Source organism: Flagellimonas algarum, assembly GCF_040513375.1.
GTDB classification, from domain to species: Bacteria; Bacteroidota; Bacteroidia; order Flavobacteriales; family Flavobacteriaceae; genus Flagellimonas_B; species Flagellimonas_B algarum.
Map to the genome: position 1 here is coordinate 650639 of NZ_JBEVTG010000002.1, position 17374 is coordinate 668012.

Genomic DNA, 17374 nt, shown 5'->3' on the forward strand with positions numbered 1-17374 from the left:
CGACGTATGGAAGAATACGTTGATATCTTGGATGAAAACGGTCGACCAACCCATACGACCTTACTGAAAACGGAAGCCCATCGCTTGGGATTTTTCCACGCCACGGTACATGTTTGGTGTTATTCCAAGTCTGGAAAGATTCTTTTACAACAACGCGGAAAGGACAAAAAGACCTTCCCCCTATTATGGGATGTATCGGTTGCCGGTCATGTCTCGGCTGGGGAATCGATCGAAAAAGCCGCCCTTCGTGAAGTTGCCGAAGAAATCGGGATTCGGATCGAAAGCCCGCAGTTGATCCCTCTGGAAACCCTAAAAACGGAACACCGTCACGCCGCCGATTTCATTGATCGGGAATTCAACCATATGTTCTTGTGTGAAATCGATACCCAGGTGGAACTCATCCCACAGCAGACCGAAGTGGAAGCATTGCAATGGATGGCTATTCCTGCGTTCGAATCGCATATCAAAAACAACAGCCTTGACCTGGTACCGGATTCGGAAGGCCGTTATCAAATGATCCTCAGGGCCATTAAAAGGCGCTTAGAACTCCCATGACCCGAAGCGTTCCATAGTTATTGGATGGGTCACTTGTTGCCCGTCGGCCATATTCTTCACAATGAACTCGCCCTTGGCCAATTCTTCTTTTCCTAAGAACACTACCGCCGGAATCCCTCTTTTATGGGCATACTTCAATTGCTTTTGCATCTTGGTGGCAGTTGGATACATATCGGCCCGAAGGATACCTTCCTTTCTGATCCTGCCGAGTAGTTTAAAGGCTTCTTTACCCTCTTCACCACCAAAATTCAAGATCAACACATCGACTTGTTGCGCTAAGGATTCCGGAAACAACTTTAATTCTTCCAAGACCATATAAATACGGTCCAATCCAAAAGAAATGCCGACCCCACTGACATCCTTTAAACCAAAAATTCCGGTCAGGTCATCGTAACGACCTCCCCCACCGATCGATCCGATGGCCACAGACTCGGGGGCCGCGACCTCAACGATAGCACCGGTGTAATAATTCAACCCACGCGCAAGGGTAACATCGATCTGCAGCCGACTCGCCAACAGCTCCGTGTGCCCTATGAAATCCACGATTTCCTCCAATTCGCCAACCCCTTGCATTCCGATGTCCGAATCGGCCAAAAGGGTCTTGAGGCGTTGCAGTTGCTCGGTAGAACTGCCCGTCATCGAAAATAAGGGCTCCGCCTTTGCGATCGCATGGTCGCTAAGGCCCTTGGCACGCATTTCGGCCTTGACTTTTTCTTCACCGATCTTGTCAAGCTTATCAAGGGCTACGGTGAAATCGACCAACAGATGCTTGGCGCCGATCACTTCGGCAATACCCGAAAGGATCTTCCTATTGTTCAACTTGATGGTCACCCCTTGCAGGCCCAATTGGCCAAACACCGCATCGTATAGTTGTATGAACTCTACCTCTTGCAAAATGGAATTCGCCCCGACCACGTCGGCATCGCATTGGTAAAATTCACGGAAACGGCCTTTTTGGGGTCGGTCGGCCCGCCAAACCGGTTGTATTTGATAGCGTTTGAACGGAAAATCAATTTCATTCTGGTGCATGACCACATAGCGTGCAAAAGGAACGGTCAAATCGTATCGAAGCGCTTTTTCAGAAATCTTGGGCGCCAAAGAAGCCGAGTTTTTTGAGCTGTAGGTAATGTCGTCTACTTTCGAAATGAAATCCCCTGAATTCAAGATCTTGAAAATCAATCGATCCCCTTCCTCCCCATACTTGCCCAATAAAGTCTCTGAATTTTCGAAACTCGGGGTTTCAATCGGCTGAAACCCGAACAATTCGAACTGTCTTTTTATGGTGTTGATGATGTGGTTGCGTTTGGCAACGGTAGCAGGGTCAAAATCCCTGGTCCCTTTGGGTATGCTTGGTTTTTGCGGCATGGAATCGTATTTAGGGTAGGCAGGCCTCGGTAGCCCCTTACCCTGGAATTTGCACAAATATCACACTTTCACCTCAGTTTTCAATGATCTGGTCAAACCATTGGTACAATTCACCTTTGGTAATCACACCACCCTGTTGGATCAGATCGAACTTGTCTTTGTTCTTATCCGCACTGTAACTTTTGGCAGCAGTCAGGTATTCGACAAATTCGGATTGGAAATTGCGTTTGAACCACCCAAATCCTTCAGTGGTGCGCAAATCGATATGCGGATTGAGCACCTTTACCGAAATCAGTTTCATTTCCTTTTCGTTCAGCTCGAAGAGATGCATGTGCCGTTCGGAAACGTTTTCAAGGTATTTGACCTTCGAAAGCACTCCTTCCCAGATCAAATCGCTGAATACATCCAACTCTTGTTCGGCCACTTCGGGGGTATCCGACTTGATTTTCTGCCATTCTTCGGCCGTAATGGATTGGGTCGCCAAAAAGTTGATGAACTCTTGGTGTAGCTCCTCAAGCTGTTCTTTGCTCAGTCGTGTGTACTTCATAGGATAATAGAAAACCCCGGCCAAAGGCCAGGGTTTGGAATTTGGTTCAGGTTCTTTTAATCAAAAATGTAACGCACCCCTACCTGCGCTTGCCATCTCGAACGCAATCGCGTATCGGCAGAGAAGGTGTTGGTTCGATCAGGATTGAAGGTAAAGGTCGGTGTATTCGTATCATCGACCGTTACCCCGAGCAGTTGATCGAAATCTTGCTGTTCGACGACCCCCCAATTGGAGTTGATCAAATTGCCGAAGTTCAAGATATCCAAGCTCAACTGAAAACGGTTGCCCTCATTGATCTTAATGTCTTGCAAGACCTTAATGTCCCAACGACCACGCCAAGGCGCCAAGGCACCATAGCGCTCCGCATACTGGCCTCTACGACCACTCAAGTAGTCGTCTTGCTGGATGAAGGCTTCAAAAGCTTCGGCTTGTCCGGTACCGCTGAAATTCATTTGTTGAAGCTCGCTTGAGGTCGGAATGTAGATCAAATCGTTGATGGCAGAACCATCATTGTTGATGTCGCCACCATAGATGTAATTGAAACGACCGCTTTGCGCATATTCGAAAAAGGTTGAAACCGTCGTTCCGGTCTTAAACGCTTTGGACACGATACCGATGATCCTGTGTTTGTCACCGTATCGCGAAAAGGCCAAAACATCGGTATTCGCATTGCCTACAATGGCATTGCCGGCAAAGGCATCACCTGTAATCTCCGCGTCGATGGAGTTCACCTCACGGGCATCGAGATAGTTATAGGCCAACTGGGTATACAGGCCATCTTCGAACGTCTTTTGCAACTTCAAGGTGGCGTTCCAAATTCGGCCTTGATCGGAATTCGTAAACACGTAGGCGTTGGTCGGCCCTCCGAACAACTGTGATTTGTCTTCATTAGCATAGATGGCCCGGTTATCCGGTCCGTTCAAGGTCAACGATGGTGCACCCAAGCCCCAGTTCTGTACGTGGGCGGCATTGATGTCTTTGGTATAGGCCAAATCAGCGGTTAGGATGATCCCGTTATCAAAACGCTTATCAAGTCCCACATTGGTTCGCCATACCTGCGGCCATTGGAAATCGGGATCGACGACTTGATAGAAGAAGAAGTCGGTGCCTTGTACCTGGTTACCCAACCAAACGAACGGGAACCTTCCGGTGAATACCCCGGATCCCCCGCGGATCTGCAAGGTTTGATCGCCTTTCACATCCCAGTTGAAACCTACCCTCGGTGAAATCAACCAATCGTTGGTGGGTAGCTGCTCCGAATCGATGGTGATCTGTTCGTTGGTGTCCGGATCGAAATAGGCGATGTCGGGGGCATAGGTCCCCCCTTCTGCCAAAGTACCTCCTTTTCTATCGATGTTCTCACCGACCAAATCAGCCGTATTGAAATACAACGGACGATCGAATCGGACCCCATAGGTCAATTTGAAATTGTCGGTCGCATCCCACTGATCCTGCAAATAAAACGAAAGCTGCCCTACGTTGGTTTCAGCCAAAGACCATCCACCCGGCGTACCATCAGGAAATTGGTTGTTGTTGTTGGCCGTAGCGATAGCGGCATCGAATTGGGCTTGATAATCGGCCACCAAGGCAGCTTCACCCGCAGCATCGAGGTTCCTAAAATCAGCAATGGATCCCGTTGGGAAGAAGACCCCTCTAGCTCCGTAAAATCCAAGGTTGAACGAATTGTCGAATTCAAACTTCTCATAGGAGAAGCCCACGGTTACCGTATGATCCCCAACAAAGAAATTCAGGTTATCGGTCACTTGAAAGACTTTTTGGTCCAAGCGGTTGTTTATCGAAAATGGTTCGTGGCCCGCGATGATATAATTCGAGCTTCCGGTATCATCCAACAGGGTGATACTCGGAGCCGGCGTGGAAAACGGATTCCTAAAATCGTCAAAATGGGTGTATCCGACTTGCAGTTTGTTGGTTGCATCATTACCCAAGGTACTGTTCAATTCGAGTTGTACCGATTGGATGTTGTTGTTGATTTCGTATCCGGCATTCTCGAATTGCAGGGTCTGTGTACTCGGCCCCCTAAAGGTGATGGCATTTCTGTTGGCAGGCAAACCGCGTGACGCGTTCAAGAAATTGTAAATGACCGCCAAACGGTTGTTCTCATTGATATTCCAATCCAATTTCAAAATCCCCTTGGTCGATTCTTGATCGAAATTGAAGCCGGTAATCGCCCCGGGATCATAGAAAATATCGTTCCCTTGGCCATCTTGACCGATCACCACCTGACGCAGGATATTGTCGACCAACAACATGTCGGATTGGGTGACCCTTGAGGTACTGATCCCGTTGGAACCGGTTCCCCCTGGAACGAAACCATCGGTACCCAAAGAGGTCAACTCATCGCGCTCGAAATTGGCGAAGAAGAAAAGTTTGTTTTTGACGATAGGTCCGCCCACACTCACACCGTATTGGGTTTGCTCCAATCCGGTCTTGATGACGTCATCACCGTTGATCTTTCCTCCGGTCAGGTCATCGTTTCTAAAGAACCCATACACGGTGGCATAGAAATCATTGGTACCACTTTTAGTGACCGCATTGACCGAGGCCCCGGTAAAACCGGATTGGGTAACGTCATAGGGTGCCGTGGTCACCGCGATCTGATCGATGGCATCCAAGGAAATCGGCTGGGCGTTGGCCTGGCCACCGGGGGTAGCCGCATCCAATCCAAAAGGGTTGTTGAAAATGGCGCCGTCCAAAGAAAAGTTGTTGTATTGATCGTTTCGACCACCGAAGGAAAGTCCCGATGCCCCTGAAGAAGCGGCAGGCTCCAATCGGATAAAATCACTGGCTGATCTTGAAATCGTCGGCAAACGCTGCAAATCACGACGGCTCACACTGGTCTCGGCTCCCGTACGGTCGCTACCGAAAGTACCGGACTGGTCCGATACGAGCACCACTTCATCCAATTGCTGGCTGTCGGGTACCATGCTGACGGAATAGGTAAAGGTCTTACCCAAGGATAGGAAGATGTCGTTTCGAACATCGCTTTTGAAACCTACGTAAGAAATGGTTACCTCGTAAGGGCCACCGACCCTAAGGTTCAACAGGTTGAATCGCCCTGTTTCGTTCGTGATGGCGCCGAAACGTGTCCCCGTCGGGGTATGCACGGCGACTATATTGGCACCGAACAAGGGCGCCCCTTGATCATCAACGACCGAGCCCTTGATGTTCGATGTGGTAACCTGGGCCATTGCCGTGGTAGAAACCACCAATAGTCCGATTACCGAAAAGAGTAATTTTTTGATCATGTTGTGTTCAATTAAGTTCGTTTGAAGTACGAACTAAAGTAGCACAAAAAAAGAGCTATGCACGCATAGCTCTTTATAAGTTATTAACGAAAAGGTAGTATTTATTTCGCTTCGGCGATCACTTCAAATGGAAGATCGACGATCACCTCGCGGTGCAATCGCACTTTCGCATTGTAAGGACCGACCCTTTTGACGGTTCCCCCTTGGATGTTGATGAATTTTCGATCGATATCCTGACCGGCTTTGGCAATAGCTTCGGCCAAATCGATGTTCGATACCGAACCGAACAATTTATCTCCTACACCGGCCTTAGCGGCGATCTTGATCTGCATCTCCTTCAAGCTCTCGGCTACCTTTTGGGCATCCTCGATGATCTGCTTCTCTTTGTGGGCGCGTTGTCTCAAATTCTCGGCCAAGACCTTTTTCGCAGCTGGGGTAGCCAACGCGGCCAACCCTTGTGGAATAAGGTAGTTTCTTCCGTAACCGTTCTTAACGGTAACGATATCGTCTTTGAAGCCTAAATCCTGTACGTCTGATTTTAATATAAGTTCCATGCTCCTTCTTTTTTTATTTCAACATATCACCAACGTATGGCATCAAAGCCAAATGACGTGCCCGCTTTACGGCTTGGGCCACTTTTCTTTGATACTTTAATGAAGTACCCGTCAATCGACGTGGCAACAACTTGCCTTGCTCGTTGACCAACTTCATCAAAAAGTCTGGATCCTTATAATCGATATACTTGATACCTGATTTCTTGAACCTGCAATATTTCTTTTGCTTATTGGTTTCGATGTTCAAGGGGGTCAAGTACCTGATTTCCCCATCTTTCTTAGCTTTCGCCTGTTGTTCTATAGATGACATGTCTTACGCTTTTGTTTTTAGTTTGGTTCTCCTCTTCTCCGCCCAAGCAATGGCATGCTTGTCAAGCTTTACGGTCAAAAACCGCATAATGCGTTCATCTCTTCTGAATTCAAGCTCGTAAGGGCCGATAGCCTCTCCTGGAGCGGTGAATTCGAACAAGTGGTAAAAGCCACTTTTCTTGTTTTGGATCGGGTAGGCCAATTTTTTAAGCCCCCAATCTTCTTTGGATACCATTTTGGCACCATTCTTAATTAAGAAATTTTCAAATTTCTTAACTGTTTCCTCTATCTGGGTATCAGATAGAACGGGATTCAAAATGAAAACAGTTTCGTAATGGTTCATATAACTAATTTTTAAAGGAGCGCAAAAGTAAACAATAAACAGACCACCCACAAGAATTTTGTGAAATGTTCGTTATTCCTTTAATAAGTTATTAACAAGAAAAACCAAAACAAACGCTACATCGTACATATTACCGAATACACAACACAATAGGCCATGTTTACATCTTTTGTTGCGCTTTACCGAGTATTTTATGTAATTTGCCGATGATTTAACCCCACAAATCACCCCTATCTATGAAACTTAAAAGTATAATTGTTGACGACTCGTCCATGCAGCGAATGGCGGTGGCCAAGTTGGTCAACAATCACCCACATCTTGCCCTGGTCGCTGAGTACAGCAACGCGATTGAAGCGAAGAACGGCTTGAAGAACCACGAAGTCGATTTGATCTTCCTTGACGTTGAAATGCCTATTATTAGCGGCTTTGACCTTTTGGAGGCGCTTGAAAACCCACCACAGGTCATCTTGATTACCGGGAAACCTGATTATGCCCTAAAGGCCTTCGATTACGATGTTACCGATTACCTTCACAAACCGATTACCTTGGCCCGTTTCGAGGCATCGGTCAAAAGGGCGGTCGCCAAATACGAGCAAATGCATCGTGTCGATGAGGATGAAGAGCACATCTTTGTGAAGAGTAACCTTAAAAAACGTAAGGTTATCCTTAATGATATCAAATGGGTAGAAGCCTTGGGTGACTACATCAAATTGGTGACCGACGAAGCCAACATCGTCATCTTATCAACCATGAAATCATTCGAAAAACAATTGCCTGCCGAAAAGTTCTTGCGAATCCACAAATCCTACATCGTGAATCTCGAGAAGATTGAAAAGTTCAACAGTAAAAACGTTGAAGTGGCCGGTAGACAAATTCCTTTAAGTAGAAACAAGAAGACGGAACTGGCCGAAGCATTGGCCAACGTCTGATCAGATATGGTCTACGTTGTAGACCAACTTGATACTCCGATATTTCGAAATGGCATGAAAAGAAGCTTGAATTCTTTTGATGCCATTTTTTAGTTGTTTCTGTGACAACCGCTGATCGAACTTGATCAGGATGTTTTTCAAGTACTCGTTTCGGATCTTTCCAATGACCGGCTGCTCCGGTCCCAAAACCGTAATGCCCCTGATATTGCACAAGGAAGCGGAAAACCAATCGGAAGCCTCATTCAAACCGTTGAAGTCCCTTGACTTCAACGTTATCTTGATGATCTTACAATTCGGTGGATACCGATACTGTTCCCGTTCATATACTTGCTCTGCATACATTTTCGCATACGAATTGGTCGTCACCTGTTGTAATATCTGGTGAAACGGATTGTAGGTCTGGATGAGGACCTTTCCCCGTTTCTTGGTCCTACCGGCGCGGCCGGCTACTTGGGTCAGCAATTGAAAACTTCGTTCGTGGGCCCTATAGTCAGGGAAATTCAACAAGGTGTCGGCGTTCATGATCCCGACCAAACCGACATTCCGGAAATCAAGTCCCTTGGTTATCATTTGGGTACCCACCAAAATATCGATCTCATGCTGCTCGAAACGCTCAATGATCCGTTCATAAGCATATTTACCCCGTGTGGTATCCAGATCCATTCGTGCCACGGTATGATCGGGCAACAATTGTCGCAACTCCTCCTCCACCTGTTCGGTGCCGAAGCCTTTTTGATCTAAGGTACTGTTGCCGCATGCTTGACAGCTCTGTTGCACGGCCATGTGATAGCCACAGTAATGGCAGCGCAATTGGTTGCGGTATTTGTGATAGGTCAAACTGACATCACAATTCGGACATTGGGCAACATGGCCACAGGTGGTGCACTCGATTACGGGTGAAAATCCCCTACGGTTTTGAAACAGGATGATCTGTTCACCATCTTCCAAACTATCTTGTATGGCTTCGAACAAGGTATCCGAAAAGTGCCCTTTCATTCGTTTTTTGCGACTGGCTTCTTTGATATCGACTAATTGGATATCGGGCAACAGCACCGCTCCATAGCGCTTATCAATAGTTGCTAAACCGTATTTTCCACTGAGGGCATTTTTATAGGTCTCGATGCTAGGGGTAGCCGAACCCAACAAGCAATCGGCCTTGTGCATGGTAGCCAAAACAATGGCCGCATCCCTACCGTGGTAGCGCGGCGCTGGATCGAATTGCTTGAAGGAGCTTTCGTGTTCCTCATCGACAATGACCAGACCCAAATTGGCAAATGGAAGAAAAAGGGCAGATCGGGCCCCCAAAACGATTTGGGCCTTATCGGTCTGGGCCAACACATTGTTCCAGACCTCGACCCGTTCGTTAAGACTGTATTTCGAATGGTAGACCGCCACTTGGTTGCCAAAATAGGATTGCAAACGATGGATCAACTGGGCGGTCAGGGCGATCTCGGGCAACAAATACAAGGCTTGTTGTCCTTTGGCCAAGGTTTCCGCGATTTTTTTGATATAGATTTCGGTCTTTCCCGATGCGGTCACCCCATGCAATAAACATACTTTGCCTGCAGCAAAACTACTGGTAATAGCAGCGTAAGCTGCTTCTTGATCCGAATTGAGTACGATATCTTCCGGTTTCCTAGAGTTGTTTCCAAATGCAATGCGATCGATCTGGCGCACCTCGACCTGCAAGATTTCCTTATCGATCAGGGCCTTGACGGCACTTTTCGAAATACCTGGTCTTTTTTCAAAATCGAGAAGCTTGATGGGTTTGGCCTGGCCTGCCTTCAATTGAAAAAGTTGCAGTAGGGCTTCAATCTGCTTGGGTGCCCGGCGAAGGGCTTCGAGTAATGCTTCGAGCCGGGCCTCCTCAACATAGGTATCGGCCAAACTCACGAATTTCACTAGTTTCGGTTTGTATTGGTGTTGCACCGACTCGCGCAACACAACCGCACCTTGTGCGACCAAACCATTGAGAAGGGGCAATACCCGCTTTCTTCCGGTAATGGCCATGGCATCGTCGACACTAAGGGTTTTTTGATGCCGCAAAGCCTCCAAGATCAAAAACTCCTCATCACTTAATACGGTTTCGTCAATCCCGTCCCATTCCCCAGCTAATATCGTTGTGGAACTTTCCAATAGCAACGAACCGGGAAGGGCTGTTCGCAGCACCTCGCCCAAGGTACACATGTAGTATTGCGCCATCCATTGCCAATGCTCGAATTGAACTTGGTGGACCAAGGGGTCGGTATCTAAAATTTGATCGATTTCTTTGGCCTCATAGGCCGATGGGGCGTTTTGATGGATGTTAAGTGCTAGTGCCGTATAGAGCTTTCTTTTTCCGAAGGGTACGGCCACGCGCATGCCAGGACGCAATTGCGCCGCCTGTTCTTCAGAGAGCTTGTATGTAAACAGCCGCTCTAAAGGAATCGGTAAGACCACATCCAAAAAAAACTGCATCCGCTTTACTGTTCTTCGACCCGCAACCACGTTTGGGTGCGATACAAGAAGGCCAAATAGCCCCTGACCTTCAATTTATCGGAATCGTCGGGATCCAACCAGACCTTACCACGAAAGGTCATGCCTTGTTCGGGGTCGAACAAGCGTTTGCCTTTAAAGACCCCTTTGCCATCGCCCTTAAAGCCGTCGATGATCTTCATGCCCAAAACCGGTTTGTCTTTGAGGTCGCCCTTGCATTTGATGCAACGGGCATCTTCCTTCCCTTTCTCCAAGATTTTGATGATCTTGGCAAAGAGGAGGCCATTTTCCATATACAATTGGACTTCGGCCTTGGGTTTCCCATTCCGATCGTCTATGGTGCGCCACATGCCTTCTATCGATTGCGCGAAGCAACAGAGGGGAAGGAAACACAGTAGCAAGAGTGCGAAACTACTTTTCTTCATTGTTCTTATTTCTCAATACACTTTTTTTCAAGGAATTCAAGGTGGCGTTCAATTCAAAACCCAACAATAGGATGTTCGAATTCAGCCAAATGAAAACCATTAATATCAACAAGCCCCCCAAGGCCCCATACAATTCGTTGTATCGGGCGAATTTTTCCACATAAATCCCGAACAGATAGGAGGTCACCACGAACAAAAGGGTGGTCATCAAGGCCCCAACGGAAAAAAACCGGACTTTGCGCCCTTCCACCGTTCCAAAATAATACAATATGGCGGTAGTCAAATAAGAAAGTAACATGAAGAACAACACCTTGGTCAGTTGATACCCGATGGTATCTCCACGTTCAATGCTATAGCCCAGCGTCTTGCCCAAATATTCACTGGTATATTCGACAATATAAAATTCAAAATAAACGAACAGCACGGCACCGACGATCAACAAAATCGACAAAATCAGACCTACCATCAGCGCATAGGCATACTGTCGAAAGAAATTTCGCGTAAGCTCGATATGGTACGAATTCTCAAAGGCACTGAAAATGGCATTCACCCCATTGGCGACCAAGAAAATAGAGATCAAAAATGCGGATGATAACAGGCCGCCCCGCTTTTGATCTTTGATCTGTTGGTAGATGTCACCGAAATAATCCCCAGTGGCCGAAGGCAAAAACGATTCGAGGAACAGCAGAAACTGGATATCGAAATCTTCATTACCCACCCGCACATAGGGAATAAGGAACGGGATCAGGGTCACCAAAAAGATGAGTAGCGGAAACAAGGCCATAAAGAGACTAAAGGCAATGGCCCCTGCCCTACTTGACAAGGCCCCCTGAACGATCCCAACTACATAGATTTCAATGAGATCGTAAACGGATAGGCCTTCAAAACCCGGTAATTTCAATTTTTTCAACAGCCCGACTACCCATCGAACCAATGGAATCCGCTCCAACCGCTCTTCAATCTCTTTTGACATTCAGACGGCTTTTAGACTTAGATCCAGGTTATGCACCGAATGGGTCAAAGCACCTGATGAGATGTAATCGACCCCACATTCGGCATACGCCCGTAAGGTCTGTTCGTTGATACCCCCGGAAGATTCGGTCAGGCATTGATCACCGATCAAAGCCACTGCCTTTCGCGTATCCTCATAATTGAAATTATCCAAAAGGATGCGGTATACCCCGCCTGAATTCAAGATTTCGGCCACTTCATCCAAATCGCGCGCCTCGACGATGATCTTAAGATCACGGCCGTTGCTTTGGAGGTAGTGCTTGGTCTTCTCGATCGCCTTGGCGATACCCCCAGCGAAATCGATATGGTTGTCTTTGAGCATGATCATGTCATAAAGCGCGAATCGATGGTTTTCACCACCTCCGATCCGAACGGCCCATTTTTCCAACGCCCTGATACCAGGGGTTGTCTTTCGGGTATCTAAAATCTTGGTGTTCGTACCTTCAAGCAAGTCGGCGTAGTATCGGGCTTTGGTGGCGATCGCGCTCATACGCTGCATGGCATTCAACACCAAACGTTCGGCTTTTAGGATACTTTGAGAACTGCCACTAACGTAAAAGGCAATATCGCCATGGTCGACGCGTGCACCATCTTCCAGCAACACCTCGATCTCAAGCCCGGGATCTACATAGGCGAATACCTTTTCGGCGAAACCCACTCCTGCTAGTATACCGCTGTCTTTTACCAGAAGCTTGGCCTTTCCTTTTGCCGTTGAAGGAATACAGGCCAAAGAACTATGATCTCCATCGCCTACATCTTCCCGAATGGCATTGGCAATGATCAATTCGATTTCATGCTGGAATTGCTGTTCGCTTATCATAAACCCATCGCAGTTTGGGCTAAATTAAGAAATCGTGGGTTAGCGCTACCGGCGATTCGTTAAATTTGGTCCTTTCTAACGATTATGCGAATTACCCTTTTGTGCATCGGGGCTACGGACAAGGCCGAATTGAAATCCCTCATCGCTTTTTATGGAAAACGATTGGGGCATTACGTCAAATACGACCTCATGGAGCTGCCCGATATCAAAAACACCAAAAACCTGAGTGAAAACCAACAAAAAGAGAAAGAAGCCGAATTGCTCCTTAAGGCCATCGATCCGACCGACCACATTGTGTTGTTGGATGAACACGGCACTTCACATAGTTCAGTCGGTTTCTCGACCTTTTTGCAAAAACATATGAACAGTGGCAAAAAACGTCTGGTATTCATCATCGGGGGTCCCTACGGGTTTTCTGAGCAGATCGTAACCCGTGCACAGCAGAAACTGAGCCTTTCGGCCATGACCTTCTCGCATCAAATGGTGCGGCTGTTCTTCGTTGAACAGCTGTATCGGGCTTTTACGATCCTAAAGAACGAACCCTATCATCATCGGTAATTTCCTCAGAGGGCATCAATTGGTACTTCTCTAAGAAGTCTTCCACTTTTTTGATGACCATGTGATGGGCCATGGCAACGTTTTGATCGTTGTTCTTGATGGCCTTGACCATCTTATCCGAAACCTCGCCGAGCTGATCCAGTTCTTCTGCAATGAATTTATAGATTTCCGCTTGACGCTCTGGTTTTTTCTCTGCTTTGAGCACATACTGCAAGTCACGGATGTTCTTCATGTGCGAACCAAAGACATGGGATTGGTGCCAGGCGATTTCGGCAAGTTTCTTTTTTTGGTTCATGATACGGCTGATGATCGGGTTGACGATGAAGAAGATTTCAAATAGTACGATCAATACCGAGAATATCGCCAATTCCATTTCGATGATGCGCATCGCCTTGATGTCCTCTTCCGATTTCTTCTGGAACTGCAAAACGATCGTGTCCATGATGGCCAAGAACCGATCCGCCCGATAGCGGATATCGTTGAACGAAATACCGTCGATCTGCTGCACATCGCCCAAGTTTGAATTGAACCAATCGACATGGGGCTGCAACCGTCGGAAATTGGTCATGATTTCTTCATTCGCCAATGCGGGAATCCCCAAGGATTCACTCCCATTTTGCAGTATGCCGTTCATTTGGTACAGTTTGTTCAAACTAAGTTTCAACTCCGCGAAGTCACAATTGTGATAGCGACATGAATACACCTCGTTCAACAAACGTTGGCTGAGCATGCGTTGCCGCCCCGCCAAGTTGACTACCATGGCCGTCGCCCGCTGTTTGCTCAGCGAGTATTGTATAATCGATTGGATGGCAATGGTCAAGACGATGATCGAAACGACCAAAAGATAATATGCCCGGAACCCCTTCCTACCGATTTCGAATTTTCCAATTTTCAATGGTTGCGTTTTTTATAAGAATTTACGCACAATTTAAATTGAAAATGCCTTAAAAAACCAAAAATGTTGTGAACGGCCGCAATATGCGGGTGAAAGCCGGATTGCTGCGAAAAGAACGCTAATAAAGTACCCTGAACTTAATGGTATGTTCTACCTCTCTCAAGGCTTTGACCACTTCTTTATTATACTCCTTATCCAAATCGGATATCACATATCCTACCTCTGGATCAGTCGAAAGGTATTGACCCGTGATGTTCATCTCGTACTTGGCCAGCACTTCATTGATCTTCGCCATAACCCCTGGTACGTTTTTATGGATATGTAAAAAGCGGTGGGCATTGTTTTGTTTCGGTAGGCGGATATTCGGAAAGTTCACCGCGTCGACGGTATTGCCCGAATTGATGTAATCCATGATCTTATTGGGTACGAAATCAGCGATATCTTGTTGGGCCTCTTGGGTGCTGCCCCCGACGTGCGGGGTCAGGATGACGTTTTCGAGCCCTTGTAGTTCGGTCACGAAGTCTCCATTACTTCTGGGCTCCGTCGGATAAACGTCAATGGCAGCGCCCCCTAATTTCTTGCTTTTCAAGGCTGCAACCAAGGCTTCGATATCGACAACGAACCCCCGCGAAAGGTTGATCAACATGGCCCCATCGCGCATCTGGGCCAACTCGCGCTCGCCCATAAAGTTTTGATTGGCCTTATTGTCATCGATATGCAGGGTTACCACATCACTGACCGATAGCAGGTCTTCGAGCGTATTGCATTTGATGGCATTTCCCAAGGCCAATTGATCGGCAACGTCATAATAATACACCCGCATTCCGATCGCTTCGGCCAAAACCGAAAGTTGCTTACCGATATTGCCATAGCCGACGATGCCCAAATTCTTTCCTCTGACTTCATTGGAATTCAACGCGGTTTTGAACCATTTTCCGGCATGCATCTCAGCGCTGCGAGTGACCACGTTACGCATCAACATGATGATTTGCCCAATGGCCAATTCGACCACTGAACGGGTATTGCTATAAGGCGCATTGAAGACGACGACCCCTTTCTTTTTAGCGGCTTCCAAATTAATTTGGGTGGTTCCGATACAAAACGCACCGACGACCAATAACCTGTCAGCAGCCTCCAACACCTTTTGGGTCACTTGGGTTTTCGAGCGGATGCCCAACACATGCACCCCTTTGATGCGTTCGATCAGTTCCTCTTCGGGCAGGCTATGCTTGATCAGTTCGACCGAAAATCCATCGGCCGAAAGGTTCTCAAAAGCGTTTACATGTACGTTCTCGAGCAATAGGATCTTGATCCGGTTCTTGGGATAGGATATTTTTCTTGGTAAATCGTTCACGAATAAAAATTCATTCAGGTTAGGTGCCACGTGATCTGCATTGTTCGTGGCTTTTTCACGGTGTACGTTCTCGGTGTAGGCGAAGAACTTATCGGCAATACCGGCTTCGCGCATGACATAATCACTATAGCCGTCGCCGATGACCTGGACTTCACCTTCCAAATTCAGGTTCTTCAGGCATTCGATTTTCCCGTTGTGGGAAGATAAGACATTGTCTTCATCAAAACCGACGATATTCCCGTCGCCATCAAAAGTGAAGGTATTGGCATAAACCCGATCGGCCGGTATGTTGTAGTCAGCCACAATGGGGTCGATGAATTCTTTGAAACCACAAGAGATGACGTAGATATCCTCCCCGTATTTTCCGAAAAACTCCTTGTTCTCTTCGATCGACTTTGAAATTTTCTGCCGCAGTTCCTCCACAAGGGGTTGTAGGTGGTCTTTGTGTGCTTTGAGCAAACGGATCCGACGTTCCAACGATTCGGTAAACGAAATATCACCATCGATACCTAAATTGGTGATCCTTTGGATTTCGTCGAGCACCTCCTTTTTTTTAGGATTGTCTTGCAGGGTCATTTCGGCCAATACGTCCAAAGCCTCGACACGGGTCAAGGTGCTGTCAAAATCGAAAACGTATTTGCGGGTAGTTGCTACCATTGCTCAAAAAATTTAAGCCATAAAAGTAAAAATTTATCCTACTAGCGCACTAGATGTTTGAAAAAAAGAACTTGCATGTAGTAGTTGGGCATATTCGTTGAAAAATCAACGGAACATCCTAGTGAAAATTAAGAATCCGATAATTTTAGAACCAACGCCGAACGGCCTTGCAATAGGTGCGATAGGGTTTACCGAAAAGTCGCAATAGAACTTCCTCTTCCTTCTTGATCTGAAAATGGTTCATGTAGTATACAAAACCTGCCGCTATCAAGGTGTTAAAGGCATTGCCCAATCGCAGTCCCCAAACGATCAACAGCACCAACATTGCCAAATACATGGGGTTACGCGTAAAGCGATAAATACCGGTGGTCACCAAGGTACTGGCTTTTTCGGGGTCTAAGGGATCCGTGGTGGTCTTGTGCCGCGAAAACTGGAACAAAGCCGAAGCCATGATCAATAGCGCCACCCCCATCAAGAAGAGGGTCAAGGGGCGCCGACCGAAGAAATCGAATTCCCCCACAGGCAATACCCGGTCTAAGAGGTACATCAACAGCCCGAACAACACCATGACCAAAGGAGGGATAATACGCAATTTCATCAGTGCTAAAATACTACTTTAGCGATCAACAAAATCCGTGTTCCATGAAATTGGTTTTCGCCACGCACAACCAGAACAAATTCGAAGAAGTCAAGCGGTTACTCCCGCCGGGCATCGAACTGCAATCGCTCGACCACATCGGTTGTCACGAAGAAATCGCCGAAACCGGGAGCACCCTGGCCGAAAACGCCCGAATCAAGGCCGATCATGTCACCCAACATTACGGTATGGCCTGCTTTTCAGATGACACCGGTTTATTGGTCGACACCCTCGATGGGGCACCCGGGGTGTACTCGGCCCGATATGCAGGACAGGAAAAAGACGCTGGGGCGAACATGGCCAAATTACTTGATGAACTAGAAGGTAAAGCTGATCGGAGTGCCCGCTTCGAAACGGCCATTGCTTTGAATATCCACAACAGGTCGTATTTGTTCGTCGGACAGGTACAGGGCCGAATCACCATAGACAAACACGGAGACCAGGGTTTTGGATACGACCCCATATTCATGCCCGACGGGTTCGACCGCACTTTCGCCGAACTCAGTATGGATGAAAAGAACCGCATCAGCCACCGCGGAAAAGCCATTGGGAAACTGATCGCATTTTTAAGCGAATTGGACCTAGGCCAATGAATTATCGGGCAAAACTGTGCCAGTCAGTAAAATAGCAGTACCTTTGCCGCCGAATTAAGCCGCCGGTATGGCAGGTGTTGC

At 47.3% G+C, this 17374-nt stretch carries 17 protein-coding genes; 4 read left to right on the top strand and 13 right to left on the bottom strand.

Features of this window, described 5'->3' with window-relative positions; all coding sequences use genetic code 11:
* Positions 1-6 precede the first annotated feature (6 nt).
* Positions 7-555, top strand: coding sequence for an NUDIX hydrolase (locus tag ABV409_RS10225; RefSeq protein WP_353877490.1), 549 nt, complete (start codon positions 7-9; stop codon positions 553-555).
* On the opposite strand, the gene hisS is transcribed toward ABV409_RS10225, so the two are convergent.
* From hisS to rpsF, 6 genes are all read right to left on the bottom strand, one after another.
* Positions 541-1920 carry a histidine--tRNA ligase gene (gene hisS, locus ABV409_RS10230; protein WP_353877491.1) on the bottom strand — a complete coding sequence of 460 codons (1380 nt, stop codon included), beginning with the start codon at positions 1918-1920 and terminating at the stop codon, positions 541-543. The genes ABV409_RS10225 and hisS overlap by 15 nt on opposite strands.
* A 73-nt stretch (positions 1921-1993) precedes the next feature.
* The gene (locus ABV409_RS10235) at positions 1994-2467 is read right to left on the bottom strand and encodes a DUF6495 family protein (RefSeq protein WP_353877492.1); all 474 of its coding nucleotides are present in this window, start codon (positions 2465-2467) and stop codon (positions 1994-1996) included.
* Positions 2468-2523: 56 nt separating this feature from the next.
* Entirely contained in the window at positions 2524-5733 is a 3210-nt protein-coding gene (locus ABV409_RS10240) for a TonB-dependent receptor (RefSeq protein WP_353877493.1), read from the bottom strand.
* Positions 5734-5834: 101 nt separating this feature from the next.
* Complete coding sequence (gene rplI, locus ABV409_RS10245; protein ID WP_353877494.1) at positions 5835-6287, bottom strand: 50S ribosomal protein L9; 453 nt, start codon at positions 6285-6287, stop codon at positions 5835-5837.
* A gap of 13 nt (positions 6288-6300) precedes the next feature.
* On the bottom strand, positions 6301-6597 hold the full coding sequence (gene rpsR, locus ABV409_RS10250) for a 30S ribosomal protein S18 (RefSeq protein WP_353877495.1): 297 nt from the start codon (positions 6595-6597) through the stop codon (positions 6301-6303).
* Between the two features lie 3 nt (positions 6598-6600).
* On the bottom strand, positions 6601-6939 hold the full coding sequence (rpsF, locus tag ABV409_RS10255; protein ID WP_353878165.1) for a 30S ribosomal protein S6: 339 nt from the start codon (positions 6937-6939) through the stop codon (positions 6601-6603).
* Between the two features lie 236 nt (positions 6940-7175).
* On the opposite strand from rpsF, the gene ABV409_RS10260 reads away from it, so the two are divergent.
* Complete coding sequence (locus ABV409_RS10260) at positions 7176-7868, top strand: LytR/AlgR family response regulator transcription factor (RefSeq protein ID WP_353877496.1); 693 nt, start codon at positions 7176-7178, stop codon at positions 7866-7868.
* Here the strand turns inward: ABV409_RS10260 and priA are convergent, their stop codons facing one another.
* Genes priA through nadC form a run of 4 tightly spaced genes read right to left on the bottom strand, consistent with a single transcriptional unit; the run spans position 7869 to position 12599 of the window.
* Positions 7869-10325 (bottom strand): replication restart helicase PriA, encoded by a 2457-nt coding sequence (gene priA / locus ABV409_RS10265; RefSeq protein WP_353877497.1) that lies wholly within the window; start codon positions 10323-10325, stop codon positions 7869-7871. It abuts the gene before it with no gap.
* A gap of 5 nt (positions 10326-10330) precedes the next feature.
* Positions 10331-10768 (bottom strand): DUF2147 domain-containing protein, encoded by a 438-nt coding sequence (locus tag ABV409_RS10270; protein ID WP_353877498.1) that lies wholly within the window; start codon positions 10766-10768, stop codon positions 10331-10333.
* On the bottom strand, positions 10755-11741 hold the full coding sequence (locus tag ABV409_RS10275; protein WP_353877499.1) for a YihY/virulence factor BrkB family protein: 987 nt from the start codon (positions 11739-11741) through the stop codon (positions 10755-10757). The genes ABV409_RS10270 and ABV409_RS10275 overlap by 14 nt, the downstream gene beginning before the upstream one ends.
* Positions 11742-12599: a carboxylating nicotinate-nucleotide diphosphorylase gene (gene nadC / locus ABV409_RS10280; protein WP_353877500.1), complete on the bottom strand. Its 858-nt coding sequence runs from the start codon at positions 12597-12599 to the stop codon at positions 11742-11744.
* 84 nt (positions 12600-12683) lie between these two features.
* On the opposite strand from nadC, the gene rlmH reads away from it, so the two are divergent.
* The gene (gene rlmH / locus ABV409_RS10285; protein WP_353877501.1) at positions 12684-13157 is read left to right on the top strand and encodes a 23S rRNA (pseudouridine(1915)-N(3))-methyltransferase RlmH; all 474 of its coding nucleotides are present in this window, start codon (positions 12684-12686) and stop codon (positions 13155-13157) included.
* On the opposite strand, the gene ABV409_RS10290 is transcribed toward rlmH, so the two are convergent.
* The 3 genes from ABV409_RS10290 to ABV409_RS10300 form a co-directional block, all read right to left on the bottom strand.
* The gene (locus ABV409_RS10290) at positions 13120-14052 is read right to left on the bottom strand and encodes a type IV pili methyl-accepting chemotaxis transducer N-terminal domain-containing protein (RefSeq protein ID WP_353877502.1); all 933 of its coding nucleotides are present in this window, start codon (positions 14050-14052) and stop codon (positions 13120-13122) included. The genes rlmH and ABV409_RS10290 overlap by 38 nt on opposite strands.
* Before the next feature lie 118 nt (positions 14053-14170).
* Complete coding sequence (serA, locus tag ABV409_RS10295) at positions 14171-16063, bottom strand: phosphoglycerate dehydrogenase (RefSeq protein WP_353877503.1); 1893 nt, start codon at positions 16061-16063, stop codon at positions 14171-14173.
* A gap of 145 nt (positions 16064-16208) precedes the next feature.
* Positions 16209-16661, bottom strand: a complete 453-nt coding sequence (locus tag ABV409_RS10300) for a methyltransferase family protein (protein WP_353877504.1) — start codon at positions 16659-16661, stop codon at positions 16209-16211.
* Positions 16662-16705: 44 nt separating this feature from the next.
* On the opposite strand from ABV409_RS10300, the gene ABV409_RS10305 reads away from it, so the two are divergent.
* A complete protein-coding gene (locus tag ABV409_RS10305) occupies positions 16706-17293 on the top strand; it encodes a non-canonical purine NTP diphosphatase (protein WP_353877505.1) in 588 nt (195 codons plus the stop codon).
* The last annotated feature ends 81 nt before the right edge of the window (positions 17294-17374 follow it).